The organism is Brevibacillus sp. GCM10020057 (assembly GCF_042683565.1).
Taxonomy (GTDB): Bacteria; Bacillota; Bacilli; order Brevibacillales; family Brevibacillaceae; genus Brevibacillus.
In genome coordinates this window covers 532,075-548,052 of the sequence record NZ_JBHUJW010000043.1, presented here as the reverse complement: position 1 = coordinate 548,052, position 15,978 = coordinate 532,075, and the positions used below count along the sequence as shown (strand labels likewise).

General features: G+C 55.7%; 18 protein-coding genes. 2 read left to right on the top strand and 16 right to left on the bottom strand.

The features are described 5' to 3' along the window. Positions 1 to 10: 10 nt before the first annotated feature. Positions 11 to 397, bottom strand: coding sequence for a MarR family winged helix-turn-helix transcriptional regulator (locus ACFSO0_RS16325; protein WP_376881950.1), 387 nt, complete (start codon positions 395 to 397; stop codon positions 11 to 13). Positions 398 to 603: 206 nt separating this feature from the next. On the opposite strand from ACFSO0_RS16325, the gene ACFSO0_RS16320 reads away from it, so the two are divergent. Together ACFSO0_RS16320 and ACFSO0_RS16315 are read left to right on the top strand one after the other, a co-directional pair. Continuing rightward, a complete protein-coding gene (locus ACFSO0_RS16320) occupies positions 604 to 1,806 on the top strand; it encodes a sensor histidine kinase (RefSeq protein ID WP_376881948.1) in 1,203 nt (400 codons plus the stop codon). Beyond that, complete coding sequence (locus ACFSO0_RS16315; protein ID WP_376881947.1) at positions 1,803 to 2,486, top strand: response regulator; 684 nt, start codon at positions 1,803 to 1,805, stop codon at positions 2,484 to 2,486. The genes ACFSO0_RS16320 and ACFSO0_RS16315 overlap by 4 nt, the downstream gene beginning before the upstream one ends. 149 nt (positions 2,487 to 2,635) lie before the next feature. Here ACFSO0_RS16315 and ACFSO0_RS16310 read toward each other — a convergent pair whose 3' ends face one another. From ACFSO0_RS16310 to ACFSO0_RS16240, 15 genes are all read right to left on the bottom strand, one after another. Further along, a complete protein-coding gene (locus ACFSO0_RS16310; RefSeq protein ID WP_376881946.1) occupies positions 2,636 to 4,168 on the bottom strand; it encodes a two-component system sensor histidine kinase NtrB in 1,533 nt (510 codons plus the stop codon). Positions 4,169 to 4,356: 188 nt separating this feature from the next. Continuing rightward, positions 4,357 to 4,647: an antibiotic biosynthesis monooxygenase family protein gene (locus ACFSO0_RS16305; RefSeq protein ID WP_376883227.1), complete on the bottom strand. Its 291-nt coding sequence runs from the start codon at positions 4,645 to 4,647 to the stop codon at positions 4,357 to 4,359. An 86-nt stretch (positions 4,648 to 4,733) separates the two neighbouring features. After that, positions 4,734 to 5,642, bottom strand: a complete 909-nt coding sequence (locus tag ACFSO0_RS16300) for a hypothetical protein (RefSeq protein WP_376881944.1) — start codon at positions 5,640 to 5,642, stop codon at positions 4,734 to 4,736. Positions 5,643 to 5,733: 91 nt separating this feature from the next. Beyond that, positions 5,734 to 6,396: a thiamine phosphate synthase gene (gene thiE / locus ACFSO0_RS16295; protein ID WP_376881943.1), complete on the bottom strand. Its 663-nt coding sequence runs from the start codon at positions 6,394 to 6,396 to the stop codon at positions 5,734 to 5,736. Then, entirely contained in the window at positions 6,397 to 7,023 is a 627-nt protein-coding gene (locus ACFSO0_RS16290; protein ID WP_376881942.1) for a thiamine phosphate synthase, read from the bottom strand. After that, complete coding sequence (locus ACFSO0_RS16285) at positions 7,007 to 7,369, bottom strand: hypothetical protein (RefSeq protein WP_376881941.1); 363 nt, start codon at positions 7,367 to 7,369, stop codon at positions 7,007 to 7,009. The genes ACFSO0_RS16290 and ACFSO0_RS16285 overlap by 17 nt, the downstream gene beginning before the upstream one ends. Before the next feature lie 223 nt (positions 7,370 to 7,592). Further along, complete coding sequence (locus tag ACFSO0_RS16280) at positions 7,593 to 7,724, bottom strand: hypothetical protein (protein ID WP_376881939.1); 132 nt, start codon at positions 7,722 to 7,724, stop codon at positions 7,593 to 7,595. A 79-nt stretch (positions 7,725 to 7,803) separates the two neighbouring features. Further along, positions 7,804 to 8,217, bottom strand: coding sequence for a DUF3054 domain-containing protein (locus ACFSO0_RS16275; protein ID WP_376881938.1), 414 nt, complete (start codon positions 8,215 to 8,217; stop codon positions 7,804 to 7,806). A gap of 98 nt (positions 8,218 to 8,315) precedes the next feature. Further along, a complete protein-coding gene (locus tag ACFSO0_RS16270; protein ID WP_376881936.1) occupies positions 8,316 to 8,906 on the bottom strand; it encodes a GNAT family N-acetyltransferase in 591 nt (196 codons plus the stop codon). Positions 8,907 to 9,040: 134 nt separating this feature from the next. Next, entirely contained in the window at positions 9,041 to 10,144 is a 1,104-nt protein-coding gene (locus ACFSO0_RS16265) for a D-TA family PLP-dependent enzyme (RefSeq protein ID WP_376881935.1), read from the bottom strand. 131 nt (positions 10,145 to 10,275) lie between these two features. Beyond that, complete coding sequence (locus ACFSO0_RS16260) at positions 10,276 to 11,802, bottom strand: tripartite tricarboxylate transporter permease (protein WP_376881934.1); 1,527 nt, start codon at positions 11,800 to 11,802, stop codon at positions 10,276 to 10,278. A 13-nt stretch (positions 11,803 to 11,815) separates the two neighbouring features. Continuing rightward, entirely contained in the window at positions 11,816 to 12,280 is a 465-nt protein-coding gene (locus ACFSO0_RS16255) for a tripartite tricarboxylate transporter TctB family protein (protein WP_376881932.1), read from the bottom strand. Positions 12,281 to 12,357: 77 nt separating this feature from the next. Then, positions 12,358 to 13,407 carry a Bug family tripartite tricarboxylate transporter substrate binding protein gene (locus tag ACFSO0_RS16250; RefSeq protein ID WP_376881931.1) on the bottom strand — a complete coding sequence of 350 codons (1,050 nt, stop codon included), beginning with the start codon at positions 13,405 to 13,407 and terminating at the stop codon, positions 12,358 to 12,360. A gap of 142 nt (positions 13,408 to 13,549) precedes the next feature. Continuing rightward, positions 13,550 to 14,239 (bottom strand): response regulator, encoded by a 690-nt coding sequence (locus ACFSO0_RS16245; protein WP_376881929.1) that lies wholly within the window; start codon positions 14,237 to 14,239, stop codon positions 13,550 to 13,552. Beyond that, positions 14,205 to 15,806, bottom strand: coding sequence for an ATP-binding protein (locus ACFSO0_RS16240; protein ID WP_376883225.1), 1,602 nt, complete (start codon positions 15,804 to 15,806; stop codon positions 14,205 to 14,207). Before ACFSO0_RS16240 ends, ACFSO0_RS16245 begins: the two co-directional genes overlap by 35 nt. Positions 15,807 to 15,978: the final 172 nt, after the last annotated feature.

Here is a 15,978-nt window from a genome sequence, read left to right as displayed (position 1 = left end):
CTCTTTTAAATCAACTAGTCAACTTCGTTTGTGGAGAAAATCGTTCTTGCAGTGCTTGCAGAGATGAGATTGCTTGAGGATCTTTCGGCTCCACCCCATCCTGTTCCAACACCCGCTCAGTCAGGGCGACCCAGACGATTCTGCGATCGCTCCGATCCCGGTACCTCCTCACCAGGTTCTCCTGTTCAAGCCTGTTAATCAACCCGGAAGTCGTACTGTAGGAAAGATCGACAGCCTTGCTTATGTCTCCCATCGTCTTGGGACCCTGCTCAATCTGTTCGAGGATCAGAACCTGTTGCCACGTAAGATCACCGGCATCCAGTTCTTTTTTCGAGAGCGACGAAAACAAGGCACTTGCTTCCCGCAGAAGCTTTGCCAACTGAATCAGTTCTTTCATGAAGGCCTCCCCCTGCATTCCTCACATAACCGTATACTCATTCCTTATCCATCGTGTATTTTCCCATTTCATTCTACCTACTCCAGAGTACGATTAAGTCTACCAGCTGGTTGATTTCCAGTCATACCGTGTCTATCTGGAGATAGACGACAGCGCATGCTAGAATGAAACTAAGCGAAATTCAGACAGGAAAGAAGGAAGTCTCATTGTTGCGAGTGAGTCTGAAGGCGATTCAGAAACGTCTGTTAATCATCTGGTTTTCCGTTCTCATCGTTCTTTCTCTACTGCCGAACTCCTTTATGCGGGAAACTCCCCTCCAGTTTTTCATTACTATCGTACTATTCTTTTTCTATATCGTCTTGTTTTGGTCGTCCAAAAGAAATTGGAAGCCTTTCCAGATCGAGCTAGTGACCATCCTGCTCGGCTCTTTCTCCCTGCTCAAGAGCGTGTTCGTCGGAGGCGAAGGCTTCGGCATGATGCTTCCGCTGGCCGTATTCATCGGCTTTCACATCGAAGGCAGACGCTCGCTGGCGTATGCCACTTTTTTTGGCGTGTGCACGACACTGTTCATGTATTTCGAGGAAATCCTGACCTTGACCCACATTATCCCGTTCATCCTGACGTATATCGGCTGCTACATCGGCGCGCGGGGATACCGTATTCAAAACGAAGCCTACCAGACGAACCAGCAGCATCTGGCAGAACTGCAAAAGGCTCACGCCGAGCTGCAGGAAGCGCACGATCAGCTGCAGGAGGCCGCTTTGCACACCATGCATGTGGCCGTCCTGGAAGAGCGGACGCGGATCGCGCGGGACATTCACGATGCCCTTGGGCACAGCCTGACGTCCCTCATCGTCCAGTTGCAGGCGCTCAAGTACATGCTGCAGGACGGGCCGCCGCTGGCCCAGGAGGCCGTGCGCAACATGCTTGGAGTCGCCAAGCAAAGTCTTGAAGAAATTCGCTCTTCCGTCCACACGCTGGCCATGGATAAAACGTCTCTGGGACTGACGCCGCTGCGCGCCCTTTTGTCCCAGGCCGAAAAGCATACGGGAGTAAAAACGGAGATGAACTGCGACAACCTGAGCACCACACCTTCGCAAGAGATCATCATTACCTTTTATCGCATTTTGCAGGAAGCGATCACCAATTCCTTGCGCCACTCTGATGCAAAAAAAATCGAAGTCGTAGTAGAGGAGCGCGGAAGAAGCATCTTTTTCAGCATTCGCGACGACGGGAGCATCACGGACAGCTCGACGATCAAACCCGGCTTTGGGCTGAACGGCATCCGCGAGCGACTGCAAAAGCTCAACGGACGCCTGCGCTACTTTGTACGGGAACCGCACGGCTTTCAGCTGGACGTGGAAATCCCGCAATCAACCTACACGCATGAAGGGAGCGTACGGCGATGACGGAAACGAAGCAGCAAGACAAGATTCGTGTGGTTTTGGTAGACGACCAAACGATGATCCGCCAAGGACTCGGTTATGTCATCCAAATGCAACCGGATATGGAAGTGATCGGCGAAGCGTCAGACGGCGACGAAGCTGTCGCACTGGTCAGTGAGACTGCGCCTGACGTCGTTCTCATGGATGTGCAGATGCCGAACAAATCCGGGATTGATGCCACGCGCGAAATCATGCAGAAGCACCCTGCTCCCAAGGTGCTGATCCTGACGACGTTCGACAACCATAACTACGTCGTCGAAGGCATCCGCGCAGGGGCTGTCGGCTATATGCTCAAGGACGCAGATTCGCAGGAGATGCTCGACCTGATCCGCCGCGCCTATCAGGGAGAAGCGTTGTTTCATACCGTGACGGCAGCAAAAGCGCTGGCTGAAGTGCTGCAAACACAGCGTGCCGAACCACAGTCCCAGGGCCATTCATCCGTATTGTTGGACGAGTTAACCGACAGGGAGCTGGACGTGCTGCAGCAGATCGCGTACGGCTACCGCAACGATCAGATTGCGCAAAATCTGTTTATCTCCGAGGGAACTGTCAAGACGCACGTCCACCGCATCCTGCAAAAAATGGGCGTGGAGGACCGTACACAAGCCGTCGCCATGGCGTTGCGCCACGGGCTGGTCAAATAGTCTCTTCCGCAGGTACATCAGAAAACGCGGCTGCGACCTCGTACCCACAGGGACTGCAATGTTGCACATAAACTGGATAAGAATCGGATCAGTTTTCGCGCAAAAAGAAAAAGACGGAAGCATTTTTCCGTCTCTTTTGCGTCTTGGCGTCACCTTTTATCCTGCATGCACAAGGGCAGCCGAATCTCGAAACGGGCGCCTCCCAGCCTGGATGAATTGTCCGCGAAAATTTCCCCGCCGTGATCGTTGATGATTCGCTGTGTCGTGGACAGCCCAAGACCTGTCCCATCCTGCTTTGTTGTGTAAAAAGGAACAAACAGGTTTTGCTTGGCATCCGCCGAAAGTCCCTTCCCGTCGTCTTCCACAGTGATGACAACCTGGTTGATCGTGGCGAAGACGCTCACGCTCACCAGCGAACCTTGATTTGCCAAGGCTTCAAACGCATTTTTCAAGATATTCAAAAAGGCTTGCTTGATTCGTGACCGATAGCCGTAAATGTACCATTCTCCGCTTGCCACCTGCAGCTCAAGCTTGATTCCACGCCTGTTTGCCTCTGGCTCCAGCAAACGGATGACCCCGTACAGCTCCTCCATAACCGGAAAATACTCCGAGACGATCTTGTCGTCTCTGTAGCGTGCCAGTACGAGTACGTCGTTGAGCAGCCCATCGATCCGCTCGATCTCCGTTAAAATGACGGAAAAATACGTATCGGTGCGCGTTGTTTCCCGCTGCTCCTTCAACAATTGAATGAAGCCTTTGATCGAAGTCAGCGGATTGCGGATTTCGTGCGCCATGCCCGCAGCCAATTGGCCCACCGCGGCCAGCGCTTCCCTTTTGGTCAATTCTTCTTCATAGCGCTTGTTGTCCGTCAATTTGCGAAAGACAGCGATCGCGCCCCACAGCTCTCCCTTGTGGTAAATCGGGCTGGTGCTCACTGTCGTCCACTGCGAATTGTACTCCGCAACGTAGTGGCCGCACTGCCCTCTCTCGAATACCCATTGCACGTAACGCTCGCTTTCGCGCGGACAAAAAATCTCATCGATATTCTTGCCGATGATTTGGTCGCGATCGACCTGGAACAATTTGGCGAGCGCAACGTTCGCTTCAATGATGTTCATGTGCCTGTCAATCATGAGCACGGCCATATCCTGGGATTGCAGTACCAGTTGGACGAGCTCTTGTTCAGCCACCTTCGTAAACAAATCTCCTTCTCCGGGCTCGCTTTGTACGAGAGGTGCCACATGCTCCTGCTGATTGCCCAGGGCAGTGGATTCCAGCAAGTGCGCCACAGCCAGATCCACCACCCGGTACAAGTGCAGTTGGATCTGACAAAACTCCACATGCTCCTCTACGGTTCTGACCAGGTGGGGTTTGCCCCGTTCCAGGTGCTCCACAATTTTGTCACGACAGGCGCGCATCCGCTCCACCACGAACAAATTCGACAATCCTTGGCCGACACAATAGGCGGCAAACGCTGCAACCTGCTGCATAAGTTCCGGGTATTCCTCGTGCTCGACAGCCTCTGCCAAATGCGTAAACAGCTGCGCGAGCCAACCCTCAGGATGTGTGTCCCCCTCCCGATCCACACTTGCCTTGCCGTGTCCATCCGAAAGAAATGAGAGCATTTCGGCCGCTAACACAGGGGCCAGATGTATCAGATAAGTGCGAATGCGATTTTTCAAAACGCTCTGGCTCCTTTCTTCTGAAAACGTAATCGTGATATTTTCCAATCTATGTATGCTTTCTATTATGGACGTGTATGCACCAAACTGTAAAGATCTGGTATGAAATCGCAGGAGAGAAACAGCCAGTAAGCCGCGATGGCTATAAAAAAGGCACTTGTCCCTTACGGTAACAAATGCCCTTGCTCTTACGAATGTGCTTTCACAATGTAGTTGCGCAAATCTGATTTCACCGGACTATTCGGGTTGCTGCCTGCATGCGCGCGCTTGAACGCTTCGCTCTCAGTCCACTTTTTAAAATCTTCTTCGGAGTTCCATTTCGTGAAAACGATGTATTCATCGCCTTCCGTCGGGGCGAGGAACAAGAACTCGAGAAATCCGGGAACCTCCTTCATCCCCTCGCCCCCGCTTGCGAAAGCCCGTTCCAGATGCGGCTGGTAATCTGCCGGCACCCGGAGTCTGTTCATGGATACGTACATGCTTTTCACATCCTTTCTCCTAAAATGACTCTTCCGTTTCCATTATACATCAGGGATTGTGCCTGAGCAAATAACTGCAGACGAATCTAATCGCGCCTGCGGTTCAATTGTTGTTCCAGCATGATATCGATCAGCAATGCATCCTGCAGCGGGTCTTTCGGATCGGTAGTCAGGAGGGCCGCTACCGCCGCCATGGAACAACGCACCGCATGATAGGAGTAAAAGGCATCGCGCTCGGCTTCGCTGAACAGAGAGAGATCGGAGCGTTCCTGGACTGGGTACGGGAAATCCGTTTCCACGCCCGCTCGATCCAGCACGATCAACGCCTGTTTGATGGCGAGCAGGGCCGCGCTCACACTGATGCCGTATTCTTTTCGCAAGTCGTCCCACACCTGAAAGGCCGTCTTTTCAACGCGTTCCTGATTGGGGCGTGTGATGATTCCCGTCTTTCTCCCTTCCTTCAGCAGCCAGTCGACAAAAATGTCCGGCCGTGGGGGAAAGGCGTACACTTGCAGTTTCATCTCCAACTCTGTCGGATGGTCTTTGGCAAAGCGTGCGTGCGACAGTGACATCTCGTAGCGCCGCGAGGGATGGCCAGGAACCGTCACGAAGACTGTATCCTGTCGTACGGCTGCAACCTGCAGCTTGGTGCGGGCAGGAATTCTTGCTTGCGGTGCCTTCTCCCTGCGGATATTTCCTGGAATCAGCTCTGTGCCAAACTGGTGGTACTCGATTGGAGATTCGATCCAGGGAATCGGCTCTCGTTCGATAATCTCATACAGCCCGTTAAATGTGACCCACTCGCCGGGACGTCTCTGGCTGCGGATGAGGACGGCATGGCGTTCTTCCTCCGGCGAAACTTCCGTGTCCTGGTCGTCAGGCGGGGGAAACAGCCTTTTGTGCTCCACGAGGGCGCTGCCATTCAACTGCAGCCGCTCCAGCAGTTCTCTCTTGCTGACCCATTCGTATCCGATCCGATAGATTCGATTTTTCATCGGCTCCACCTCCTTTGAAGCGACCATCATCGCTTGTCAGCAGCCGCTGTTTTTAATTAACCTACCATATGTATTTGGCTACCTGTCCGTGCTAGACAGATCGTACAATTCCTTTCAACGCAGCCGCAGCCTGCCGCGGGGAAACAGCTCGGCTGATGGCGCTGATGACGGCTACACCGTCTGCCCCCGCCGCGATGACCTCCGCCGCATTTTCCAATGTGATCCCGCCGATGCCGACGATGGGCAGCTCTCTCCCCACCGCTTCCCGGATTGCTCGCAGGGCAGCTGGACCGATGGGTTCGCCTGCGTCGGCCTTGGACGAAGTGGCATACATCGCGCCGACCCCGATGCAATCCGCTCCGCCTGCCTGCGCAGCAAGCGCTTCCTCGACCGTACCGGCGGAAATGCCGATGTACATGTCAGGCCCGACAGCAGCGCGCACATCCGCCAGCTGCATGTCGTCCTGGCCGACATGGACGCCGTCCGCACCGAGTCGCACCGCCAGCTCGACATCGTCATTCACAAAAAAGATCGCGCCCGTCTCCCGGCACAAGGCTTGCATCTGGCGTCCCAGCTCGAATCGCTCCTGCGCCGTCAGCTTGCTGCCTTTGTCCCGCAGCTGCAGCGTTCCCACGCCTCCTTGCAAGGCTTCCCGGACGATTTCCAAGGTCCGTTCCACGGAATAGCCGCAATCTTGTGTACCGACTACGAAGTACACGCCCATTTTTTCGCGCAATCTGCCCTGATCTTTCATCTATGCCTGCCCCTCCCACTTGTCCAATGCTTCCCGGTACGCTTTCGCTGCCTGCCTCGCGTCCGGAGCGTCTGTAATTCCTGACAAGACCGCGATGCCCGCACACCCTGCCGCCAACGCTTGCCCTGCATTTTCCGGAGTGATCCCGCCGATGCCGATAACCGGGATGGACAAGCTCGCAGTAATATGGGCAAGCCCGGCTGTCCCTCGCGGCGGCACGCCCGGTTTGGAGCCGCTGGCAAAGAGGTGCCCGTACAACACATAGTCTGCCCCTTCTGCCGCAGCTTTTTCCGCTTCATCTGCGGCATGCACGGACCGCCCGATCCATTGCCCAGGCGACAGCACCCGGCGTGCCTCTGTCGGTGTGAGGCTGTGGTAAGCCAGATGCGCTCCGCGGCAGCCTGCTGCCGCAGCCACATCCACCCTGTCGTTGACGATCAGGCACGATGCGGGCAGCACCTCCGACAACGCGTTTACCCAGTCCATGCACTCTCTCGCCGTCCGATGCTTTTCCCGAATATGCAAAAAGTCCATGCCGCCAGCGTAAGCCGCTTCTGCAATGGCCAGCACTTCCTCCAGCGACTGGCGCCCGCTGGTGATGACATGCAGCTCAAACTTGCGGGACATGGCTCGTTCCCCCGCCTCCGGACAAAGCTGTCAGACATTCCTGCAGCCAATGCTTGGTCTTGTCCTCTCCTTCCGGCGGAGCGATCGCCAGCAAATCTGCCACCAGCCTTCGCATGAAAAAGCTTTGCTGCAGCGTCATAGGAAAAGTGATCGTCTTTGGCTTGGTCTCCTGCTTCTCCAAAGTCTCTACGCCTGCAAGCAGCATTTGGGCAATCGACTCGACCAGCTCGCTAAGCTGCTCGTTTTGCTTCAACTCGTCGTAGCAGCCGTCAAAGAGGCGGCACAATATCAAAAACGCCTGTGACGATAAAGTCACCGGCTGAACATCCTGCATCGGTTCCGTCACGCTTTTCCCTCCTCTCCATTAGGCATGAGGCAAATGATCCTGGCACGGACAAGTCCTGTCTGCAAGGCCAAGCGATGCCTGATCGGCCAAACCGTTTCTGCACATGGGTCCTCAGCGAACCTTTGGCGCACGACCTGCCCCGTCCTCTGCCTGAAAAACAAAACCTATTATAGCATACTGCGCTCGTTTGCAAGTCCTGGAGCAAAAGAAAAACCGCTGAATATCAGCGGCTTTTACTCGTTCCTTCGTTGCGATCATTGTGCTGGGACTGACGCAAATTGGTGTTTCTGTCATGATCGTCCAGCGTCTTCCCGCGATTTTTGCCCAGATCTTTGCTGTTGTTGTTCTTGCTCATGCATTCCACCTCCCTTGATAATGGCATCATGGGATAGCGTAACCAATCCTCGCCGCTTTACTCGGCGAAGGGCAGGCAATCAGGCCAAGTGGCGCCGGTACTGCCGACGGAGCGCATAGACGATAGAAAACGGAACTCTCCAGCCAAGCAGAAAGGCAAAAGTGATCAAATAGGCGACCCAGCTGAACACCCATGTCATCGGCACGCCGGTCCACCATGCCCGAATCACCAAGCCGATCGGACACGCGACCGTCCAGCTAAGGAAAGTGAACAGCAGCAGGCGCCCAAACGAACGATAGGCGCGCTCGCTGTATGTGCGAAACCATGTAATCGCCAAGATCCAGCCGAGCAGAAACGGGGCGAGAGTGTCGAGCAATCCCGGAATCGATACAGGCAGATGATGGGCCAGCTTGCCGTAGTAGGCGAACAGCAGGAAGGCAAAAAGATCCCCGGCCAGAAGCACCCAGCCCGCCCGCGAGACACGCAGTTTCATAGAAACCCTCTTTTCTCATCAAGCAATCTGTAGTGTACAACAGCTTTCCTCCTGTATTGTACACATGCTTCTGCCGGCCCCACAATCGCTCTGCCTGTTTATTCACCAAACAGCAACAAATGCAGCTTTTCCCGGACATCTGGCCATTCGCGGTCAAGTATGCTGAAATAGACGGAATCACGCACATACCCGTCCGGCAAAACCATGTGATTGCGCAAGACGCCTTCGCGAATTCCGCCGATGCGGGCAATGGCCCGCTGGGAGTTCAAGTTGCGCGAATCCGTTTTTAGCTGCACGCGAATGCACCCCAGTTGCTCAAAGCAATGACGAAGCAGCAAGTATTTGCATTCCGTATTGACGGCGCTCTTCCAGACAGACGGGGTTAGCCACGTAAAGCCGATCTCCAGGCCGCGGTCGCTGCGCGAAATATTCAGAAACCGGGTGCTGCCAATGACTTGGCCGTCCGCCTGGCTCAGAATGGCAAAGGGCAGTTCGGTCCCTTCCGCTTCCTTTTTCATCGCTGCCTCGATGAACGTGCGCGCGTCGGCAGGCACTTTTATCTGCGTGGTCATGTACGTCCAAATTTCTTCGTATCGACCTGCTTCCCACAGCCCTTCTGCGTGCTCGCGGCGAAGCGGCTCCAGCCGAACGTGTTTTCCTTGCAGTGTGACAGGGGCGATCTTCAGCATTTTCATGTCTCCTCTGACTGTTCTGTCCGACCTTGCAAGCAAAACAGCTCCCGCAAATTTTTCCAATAATAACGGGATGGGAGCCACCTGTCAATCTCGTCTTGCTGCCGGAGAAAAGCCGCAGTTGAAAGCTTTTACTGGACGTGTCCGCGTGCGTCAATGCGCCAGATGTCGATGACCTCGCCATCGCGCACGACGTGGACGCGGTCAAACAAGTTCATCACCGTGCAGGCGTGATTGGGGATGATCTGGACGCGGTCGAGCAATCCAAGGCTTGTTTCCCCCTCGATGGCAGCCACGCCATGCTCCTCGGAGAGACGCTGGATGACGATCTCCGGGTGTCCGACGACATATCCGAACCCTTTCACCGTCGCGTTCCCGTGCGCCCCCTGATCCAGCGCGAGCGACTTGCTGCCTGTATCCAGCACGAGCCGCTCTCCTTCCCGTTTGCTGACGACGGTGCTGATCAGTCGCAGAGCGCATTGGTCATAGGCAGCTACTCCCAGGCCGACCTGGATCGCATCGAAAAAGACCGCATTGCCCGGACGGACCTCTGTGATGCCCGGGACCTTGCCTGCCAGCTCGTAGGTAGGGGTCGAGCCGACGCTTCTGACCTCGATGGGAATGCCGTGGCGTTCGCACAGCTGTGCGCTTTCCACGATGCACGTCCCCTCGTGGCGGGCAATCTGCTCGATTTGTTCACTGGAGGAAGCAGCGTAGGAATGTCCGGCGTGCGTGAACAAGCCTTTGAGCTGCAGATTCGGCATGCGGCTGACCTGCTTTGCCAGTTCGAGCGTCGGTTCGCCCGGATCTACGCCGCATCTTCTCAAGCCCGAGTCCAGTTTGATCCAGACGTCGATCACTTGACCCCGCTCCCGAAAAAAGCTGTCCACGTGAGAAGCCTGCTCGGCAGAGTCTACCGCGAGGATGATCCGGGCATTCCGCAGCAAGGCGGCCACCCGCTCCAGCTTCGTACGGGAGGCGAGCGGGTAGGCGATCAGGATATCTGCGATGCCCGCTTTCGCCATGACCTCCGCCTCCGCTACTTTGGCGACGGTAATGCCGCATGCCCCGGCTGCGATCTGCCTTTTGGCGATTTCAATGGACTTGTGTGTCTTGATGTGCGGACGCCACGCTATCCCCTGACTCTTGGCAAAAGTGTCAATTCGTTTGAGATTGGCTTCCATCGTTTGCAAATCCAGCAGCAGCGAAGGCGTATCCAGTTGATTGATGTCCACTTTCTGCTTCCCCCCAGCGTTTTCTTTTCCCGTTTGGAAAGTGTGTCCTGTTTGCTCCATCATACCTTGACGCTGGGCGGTTGAGAAGATCCCGCCTGCTGTATTCAACCCGTAACCATTTTTCGCAAAGCTTACGCCTCCTCGCTGACAACGACTTCTTTCCCGCGCCGTTTCAGAAGGAGCGGAATCACGAGCCAGAGCAAGGCGCAGACGAGGAAGGTTGCCGAGAGCGGCTTGCTGAGGAAAATGGTGAAATCGCCGTTGGATGTGGTCAGCGCGCGGCGCATGTTGTTTTCGATCATCGGGCCAAGGACGATACCAAGCACGAGCGGGGCGAGCGGAAAGTCGTTTTTGGACAAGTAGTAGCCGGCGACGCCGCAAATAACCAGCAGGACGAGATCGAAGGTGCTGATCTGCACCGCATAGACGCCAAAGACGGAAATGGCGATGATCAGCGGGAGCAGGTATTGCCCTGGCGTCTCGATAATTTTCGCAAACACTTTCACCAGCGGCATGTTCAGCACGAGCAGCATCACGTTGCCGATGAACATGCTGGCGATCAAGCCCCAGGCGACCTGCGGATGGTCGGTAAACAAGAGCGGCCCTGGCTGCACGTTATACATGAGCAGCGCCCCCATGAGAATCGCCGTTGTGCCCGAGCCGGGTATGCCCATGGTGAGAAGCGGAACCATCGCTCCTCCTGATGCCGCATTGTTGGCGGATTCCGGTGCGGCAACGCCTTCAATGGCACCTTTGCCAAAACGGGATGGGTTTTTGCTCAGCTTCTTTTCCAGTGTGTAGGCAAAGAACGATGCAATCGTCGCCCCTGCCCCTGGCAGCACCCCCACGAAAAAGCCGAGAAGCGAGCCGCGTGTAATCGGACCTGCGCTTTGCTTCAAATCCGACAAAGACGGCAAAATGCGCCCCACCTTGATCACATCTGTCTCGCCGTCGTCTGTCTCCAGAACGGTCTTGAACACTTCCCCCAGCGCGAACAGACCGACAGCGATCGTCAAAAACTCGAGCCCTTGATACAACTCGGGTATGTCGTACGTAAAGCGTGCCACGCCCGAAACATTGTCAATCCCGATGGTCGACAAAAGCAAACCCAGTACGGTCATGATAAGCGCCTTGGTCATCGATCTCCCCCCGAGTCCGCTCACCGCGCACAGTCCAAGCAGCATCAGGGAGAAGTATTCGGCAGGTCCGAATTTCAGTGCCAGGTCAGAGAGGGGATCGGCCAGAAACACGAGCGCGATCAAGGCGACGATCCCGGCCACGAAGGAACCGATCGCCGAAATGGACAATGCCGTGCCAGCTCGTCCCTGGCGCGCCATCTGATACCCGTCCAGCGTGGTGACGACAGAGGACGATTCCCCCGGCGTGTTCAGCAGGATGGACGTCGTAGAGCCGCCGTACATCGCGCCGTAGTAGACCCCGGCCAGCAAAATGATGGCGCTCGCTGCCGCATCCTCGGGAGGAAGCCCGGATGTCAACGATGCGGTGACAGGCATCAGGAGAGCCACGCCGCTCATCGGACCGATCCCGGGCAAGACCCCTACCGCTGTGCCGATCAGCACGCCGACAAACGCATAGACCAGATTGTGCCATTGCAAGGCGAGGAGAAATCCGTCACCCAAATATTGCAAAGCACCCATGTCTCATTCCTCCTCACAAGCCGAGCCAGGCAGGAAACTCTGGCAGGGTCCCTTTCAAAAGATAGACGTATACGTAATAGACACTTGCGGAAAAAGCGAGGGCAACCACCAAAGTCTTCGCGATGCTGCTGCTTCCCATGACGCGGAATGCAAACGCGAGAAAGAGAAACGTCGCAATCACATAACCGAGTGGCTCCAGCAGGCAGACGTACAAGACGGTCGCGAGCAAAATCAGGATGAATCGCCGGTAATTTCGTCTTTCCCCGGCAGCCGCCGCCCTTGAGGTTTTCTGTTTCAGCGATTCCCAAAACAACCGCAGGCTAATCAAAATAAGTATGATGCCAAGACCGAACGGAAATATGTTCGGACCCACCTCGCTCCCGTAGGCGCTGGCGGAAATCGACCGACTCTCCACGACAAACAGGGCGCCTATGAGCGCAAATAAAATACTGCCGACCCGATCAAACGTAAAATTCAAAGGGCCCACCTCCCATCAATAAACAAGCCTCTGCCAGGTACGGGCTGCGAAAAAGGAGAGGCAGCCCCCTCCTTTGCTCATTTCTCCATGCCCAGAGACGTCAGCAGTTCTTTCACCAATTTGTCCTGTTCGTCCAGAAACGCTGTGAAGACAGCCGAATCCTTGTATTCACTTTCCCATCCGTTTGCCGCCAGCTCTTGTTTCCACAGGTCGTTTTCGCTCAGCTCTTTCAGCTTGGCATCCCAGTACGCTTTTGCATCGGCCGGCATATCGGCTGGTCCGAAAACGCCGCGCCAGATGTTGAAGGTCGCATCGATCCCTTGCTCCTTGAGCGTCGGGACATCTTTCAGCACGCCGCCCAGACGCTGGTCGGAGGTCACGCCGAGCACTCGCACCTTGCCCGCTTTCAAATACTCCCCGACTCCGGATGCGTCTGTCGCAATCATGTCCGCATTTCCTCCCAGCAGCGCCGCTATCGCCTCTCCGCCGCCGTCATAGGAGACGTATTTGACGCTCTTTGGATCGATGCCGTACTTGGCAGCCGGCAGCACGCTCACCAGATGATCCATCGAACCTGGTGCGGAACCGCCCGCCAGCGTGATCTTGCTCGGGTCCGCCTTCATCGCTTCCAGCAAGCTCTTGATATCTTTGTAAGGAGAATCTGCCTTGACGACCAGGGCGCCGAAATCTTTGGTCAATTGCGCGAGCGGGGTCACGTCCCGATACCCGTACGGCGTGTTCCCTTCCTTTTTGTCATTGTTGATCAGGATCGGCGGCGAGCTGACGAACAACCGGTACGGATTCCCTTTGTCTTTATTGACGTACTCGGCCATGAAGACTGTTCCGCCGCCGCCCGGCTTGTTTTCCACTGTGATCGATTCGTTGACCAGCTTGCTTTCGCTTAGCACCTTTGCCAATGAGCGCGCCGTCTTGTCCCAGCCTCCCCCTGCTCCCGAAGGCGCGACGATAACCAGCGGCTTCCCTGGATAGTTCGAGGCAGCCGGTGCCGACTGTCCCGAGGAGCTACCCGCATTCCCGCTGCTCGCCGTGTTGCCTCCGCCACAGGCTGTAAGTGCCAGTGTCAACAAGACAGACAGTGAAATCAACATGCTTCTCTTTCTCATCATGCATCCCCCTCTTAGTTACGTTTTGGTGTAAACGCATACATTACACGGTCTAAACGTAACATGGCAGAGGTTCCACGAACAGATTTCGTGCATAAGGAGCATTTTGAATTTTGCGAACATTTTGTTCATATTGTTCATGAGGCTAGGACAAGTAGCGGTATTTTCTCTCCGGCCGCCCGACCGTGCCGTAAATCAGCTCGGGCCGCGCTTTCTTTTCCTGCACGAGGTACTCCAGGTAACGGCGGGCAGTCGTTCGGCTCGTCCCGATTTCCTTTCCGATCTCCTCGGCCGAGACGCCTTTGTTGCCTGTGCGGCGCATCGCCTCCAGCACTTTTTCCAGTGTCAACAAATCGATCCCTTTGGGCATAGCTGTCTCTTTTGGCTTGCCGGGAATCCGGCTGCGTGTCAGGATGCGATCGATGAGATCCTGATCGATCTCCCTCGCTGCCTTCGTCTGCAGCAAATGTTCACGGTAGTTCTCCAGTCGCTCGCGGAACCGCTCGAACACGAGTGGCTTGACGATGTAATCAAACACGCCGCCGCGCAGCGATTCCTGCACGATGTCCATCTCCTTCGCCGCGGTTATCATGATGATATCCACATCGCGGTAATGCTGACGGATGTGCCAGACGAGGTCGATACCCAGCATGTCGGGCAAATACACATCGAGCAGCACCAGATGCGGATGAGTGACGGCGAGCAGCTCTTTGGCCTCCGCGCCATTCGTCGCCGTCGCAATCACCTCAAAGCCGTCCACCTTGCTGACAAATCGGCGGTTGATGTCCACAATGCGCAAATCATCCTCTACGATCAGCACTTCCACTTTCTGCAACGATACCCCTCCGTTCTTTCGGCAGTGATACGGTAAAGAGCGCGCCTCCCCATTCGCTTTTGCCTACCAGCACATAGCCGTTCATCTCCTGGATGATGCCCTGTGCTTTGGCCAGCCCGATTCCTCTGTGCTCCCCGGGCTTGGTGGAAAAGCCGTGCTGGAAGATCGCTTCGCGCAATTGCTCCGGCACGCCTGAACCCGAGTCTTCCACCTCGAACAAAATTTCTTCCCCGGTATCCGACAGGTAGCATTCCACGACTCTTTGCTCTGCGCCGGATTCATTCACGGCTTCCAGCGCATTTTGGATCAGCGTCCCCAGCAAAACAACCAGCTGCTGCCTGTTGATTCCGGGGGGCAGCTCCGTCAAGCGGCTGTCCTGATTGATCCGGAAATGGATTTTCAGCTCTTTTGCCCGGTTGTGCATGCCAAGGAGCAATGCCCCGATGAGCGGGTCCGGAATTTGCTTGGCGACAAACAGCAGCATCTCCTGCTGCGCGGACGTCTCGCTCGTAATCAGCTCGACCGCCTCCTGGATGGAGCCAAGCTGGAGCAGCCCGGAGATGGTGTACAGCAGGTTGTGGAATTCATGCGTCTGAGCCCGCAGCACATCGGCATAGCGCCGTGCCTGGGACAGCTCCGATACGAGCCTGTCGATCTCCGATTTCGGGCGGAAGCTGCTCACGACGCCGACCACTTTCTCACCCAGCCGGATCGGGACGCGATTGACGATGATCTCTTTGCCGCAAAGGACCGCTTCCCTGTCCAGCTGGTGCTCGCCTGTATCGAGCAACTCCGGCATTCGGCTGTCTGGCAGCACTTCGCGTATTTCCTTGCGGTGGTAATTGTCCGGGGGTAGGTCGAGAATCCGGATCGCTGCCTTGTTCATCATCGTCACTTTGTTGTTCCGGTCGATAGCGACGATCCCTTCGCGGACAGACTCCAGGACGGCATTGCGCTCGACGTACAGCGCCGCGATCTCTTCCGGCTCCAGTCCGAGAATGACGCGCTTCACGTAGCGGCTCAATCCGATAGCACCTGCTACGCCGAAAAGCAAGGCGAGGATGATGATGAAAACGACCTTCTCCTGGTAATCGTCGATGGCTCGTTCGATATCTTCCAGCAAAAAACCGACAGAAACGATCCCGATCACATCCCCGTTGTCATTCCGGATCGGCACCTTTCCCCGCAAGGAAGGCCCCAGGCTGCCCACCGCTTTCGAGATGTAGGATTGACCGTAGAGAAGGCCCAACTCGTTGTCGCCTCCAACCATGCTTTTTCCGATGCGGTCCGGCAGCGGGTGCGCGTACCGTATCCCTTCGCGGTTGCCGACGACGACAAATTCCGCATCCGTCTGTTTGCGTACGTTTTCTGCAATCGGCTGGATGAGCTGCGACGGATTGTCCGTCTGAAACGCCCGGCGCAGTTCGGGATCGTTGGCGACAATCTTGGCCACGCTTAGGGCCTTTTTCCCGATCTGCTCCTCGATTGACGACGCTATCATGGATGAAAAAACAACTCCCATCGACCCGATCAGAAGCATAATGACGAAAGTAAACAGGACGATCATTCTCGTTTGCAGATACAAACGCAATTTGGCTGTTGGCACAATATTTTCACCCCCTGGATCATATTACCACCCAATGCCGTGCCGCCGATAGATTCTCCTCGCTTGTTCGCCACTGAAAAGGCAGTTGCGTCTCACCGCGACCAAGCATCGAGAAACGATGGTTTTTGGTGAA

What these genes read in the sequence shown, in the direction of transcription:
- ACFSO0_RS16260 (WP_376881934.1), bottom strand. Translation starts at nt 11,802, where the DNA reads ATGGGTGCTTTGCAATATTTGGGTGACGGATTTCTCCTCGCCTTGCAA.
- ACFSO0_RS16280 (WP_376881939.1), bottom strand. Translation starts at nt 7,724, where the DNA reads ATGAGCAAGAACAACAACAGCAAAGATCTGGGCAAAAATCGCGGGAAG.
- thiE (WP_376881943.1), bottom strand. Translation starts at nt 6,396, where the DNA reads ATGAAAGATCAGGGCAGATTGCGCGAAAAAATGGGCGTGTACTTCGTA.
- ACFSO0_RS16300 (WP_376881944.1), bottom strand. Translation starts at nt 5,642, where the DNA reads ATGAAAAATCGAATCTATCGGATCGGATACGAATGGGTCAGCAAGAGA.
- ACFSO0_RS16275 (WP_376881938.1), bottom strand. Translation starts at nt 8,217, where the DNA reads ATGAAACTGCGTGTCTCGCGGGCGGGCTGGGTGCTTCTGGCCGGGGAT.
- ACFSO0_RS16325 (WP_376881950.1), bottom strand. Translation starts at nt 397, where the DNA reads ATGAAAGAACTGATTCAGTTGGCAAAGCTTCTGCGGGAAGCAAGTGCC.
- ACFSO0_RS16305 (WP_376883227.1), bottom strand. Translation starts at nt 4,647, where the DNA reads ATGTACGTATCCATGAACAGACTCCGGGTGCCGGCAGATTACCAGCCG.
- ACFSO0_RS16315 (WP_376881947.1), top strand. Translation starts at nt 1,803, where the DNA reads ATGACGGAAACGAAGCAGCAAGACAAGATTCGTGTGGTTTTGGTAGAC.
- ACFSO0_RS16290 (WP_376881942.1), bottom strand. Translation starts at nt 7,023, where the DNA reads ATGTCCCGCAAGTTTGAGCTGCATGTCATCACCAGCGGGCGCCAGTCG.
- ACFSO0_RS16250 (WP_376881931.1), bottom strand. Translation starts at nt 13,407, where the DNA reads ATGATGAGAAAGAGAAGCATGTTGATTTCACTGTCTGTCTTGTTGACA.
- ACFSO0_RS16270 (WP_376881936.1), bottom strand. Translation starts at nt 8,906, where the DNA reads ATGCTGAAGATCGCCCCTGTCACACTGCAAGGAAAACACGTTCGGCTG.
- ACFSO0_RS16240 (WP_376883225.1), bottom strand. Translation starts at nt 15,806, where the DNA reads ATGATCGTCCTGTTTACTTTCGTCATTATGCTTCTGATCGGGTCGATG.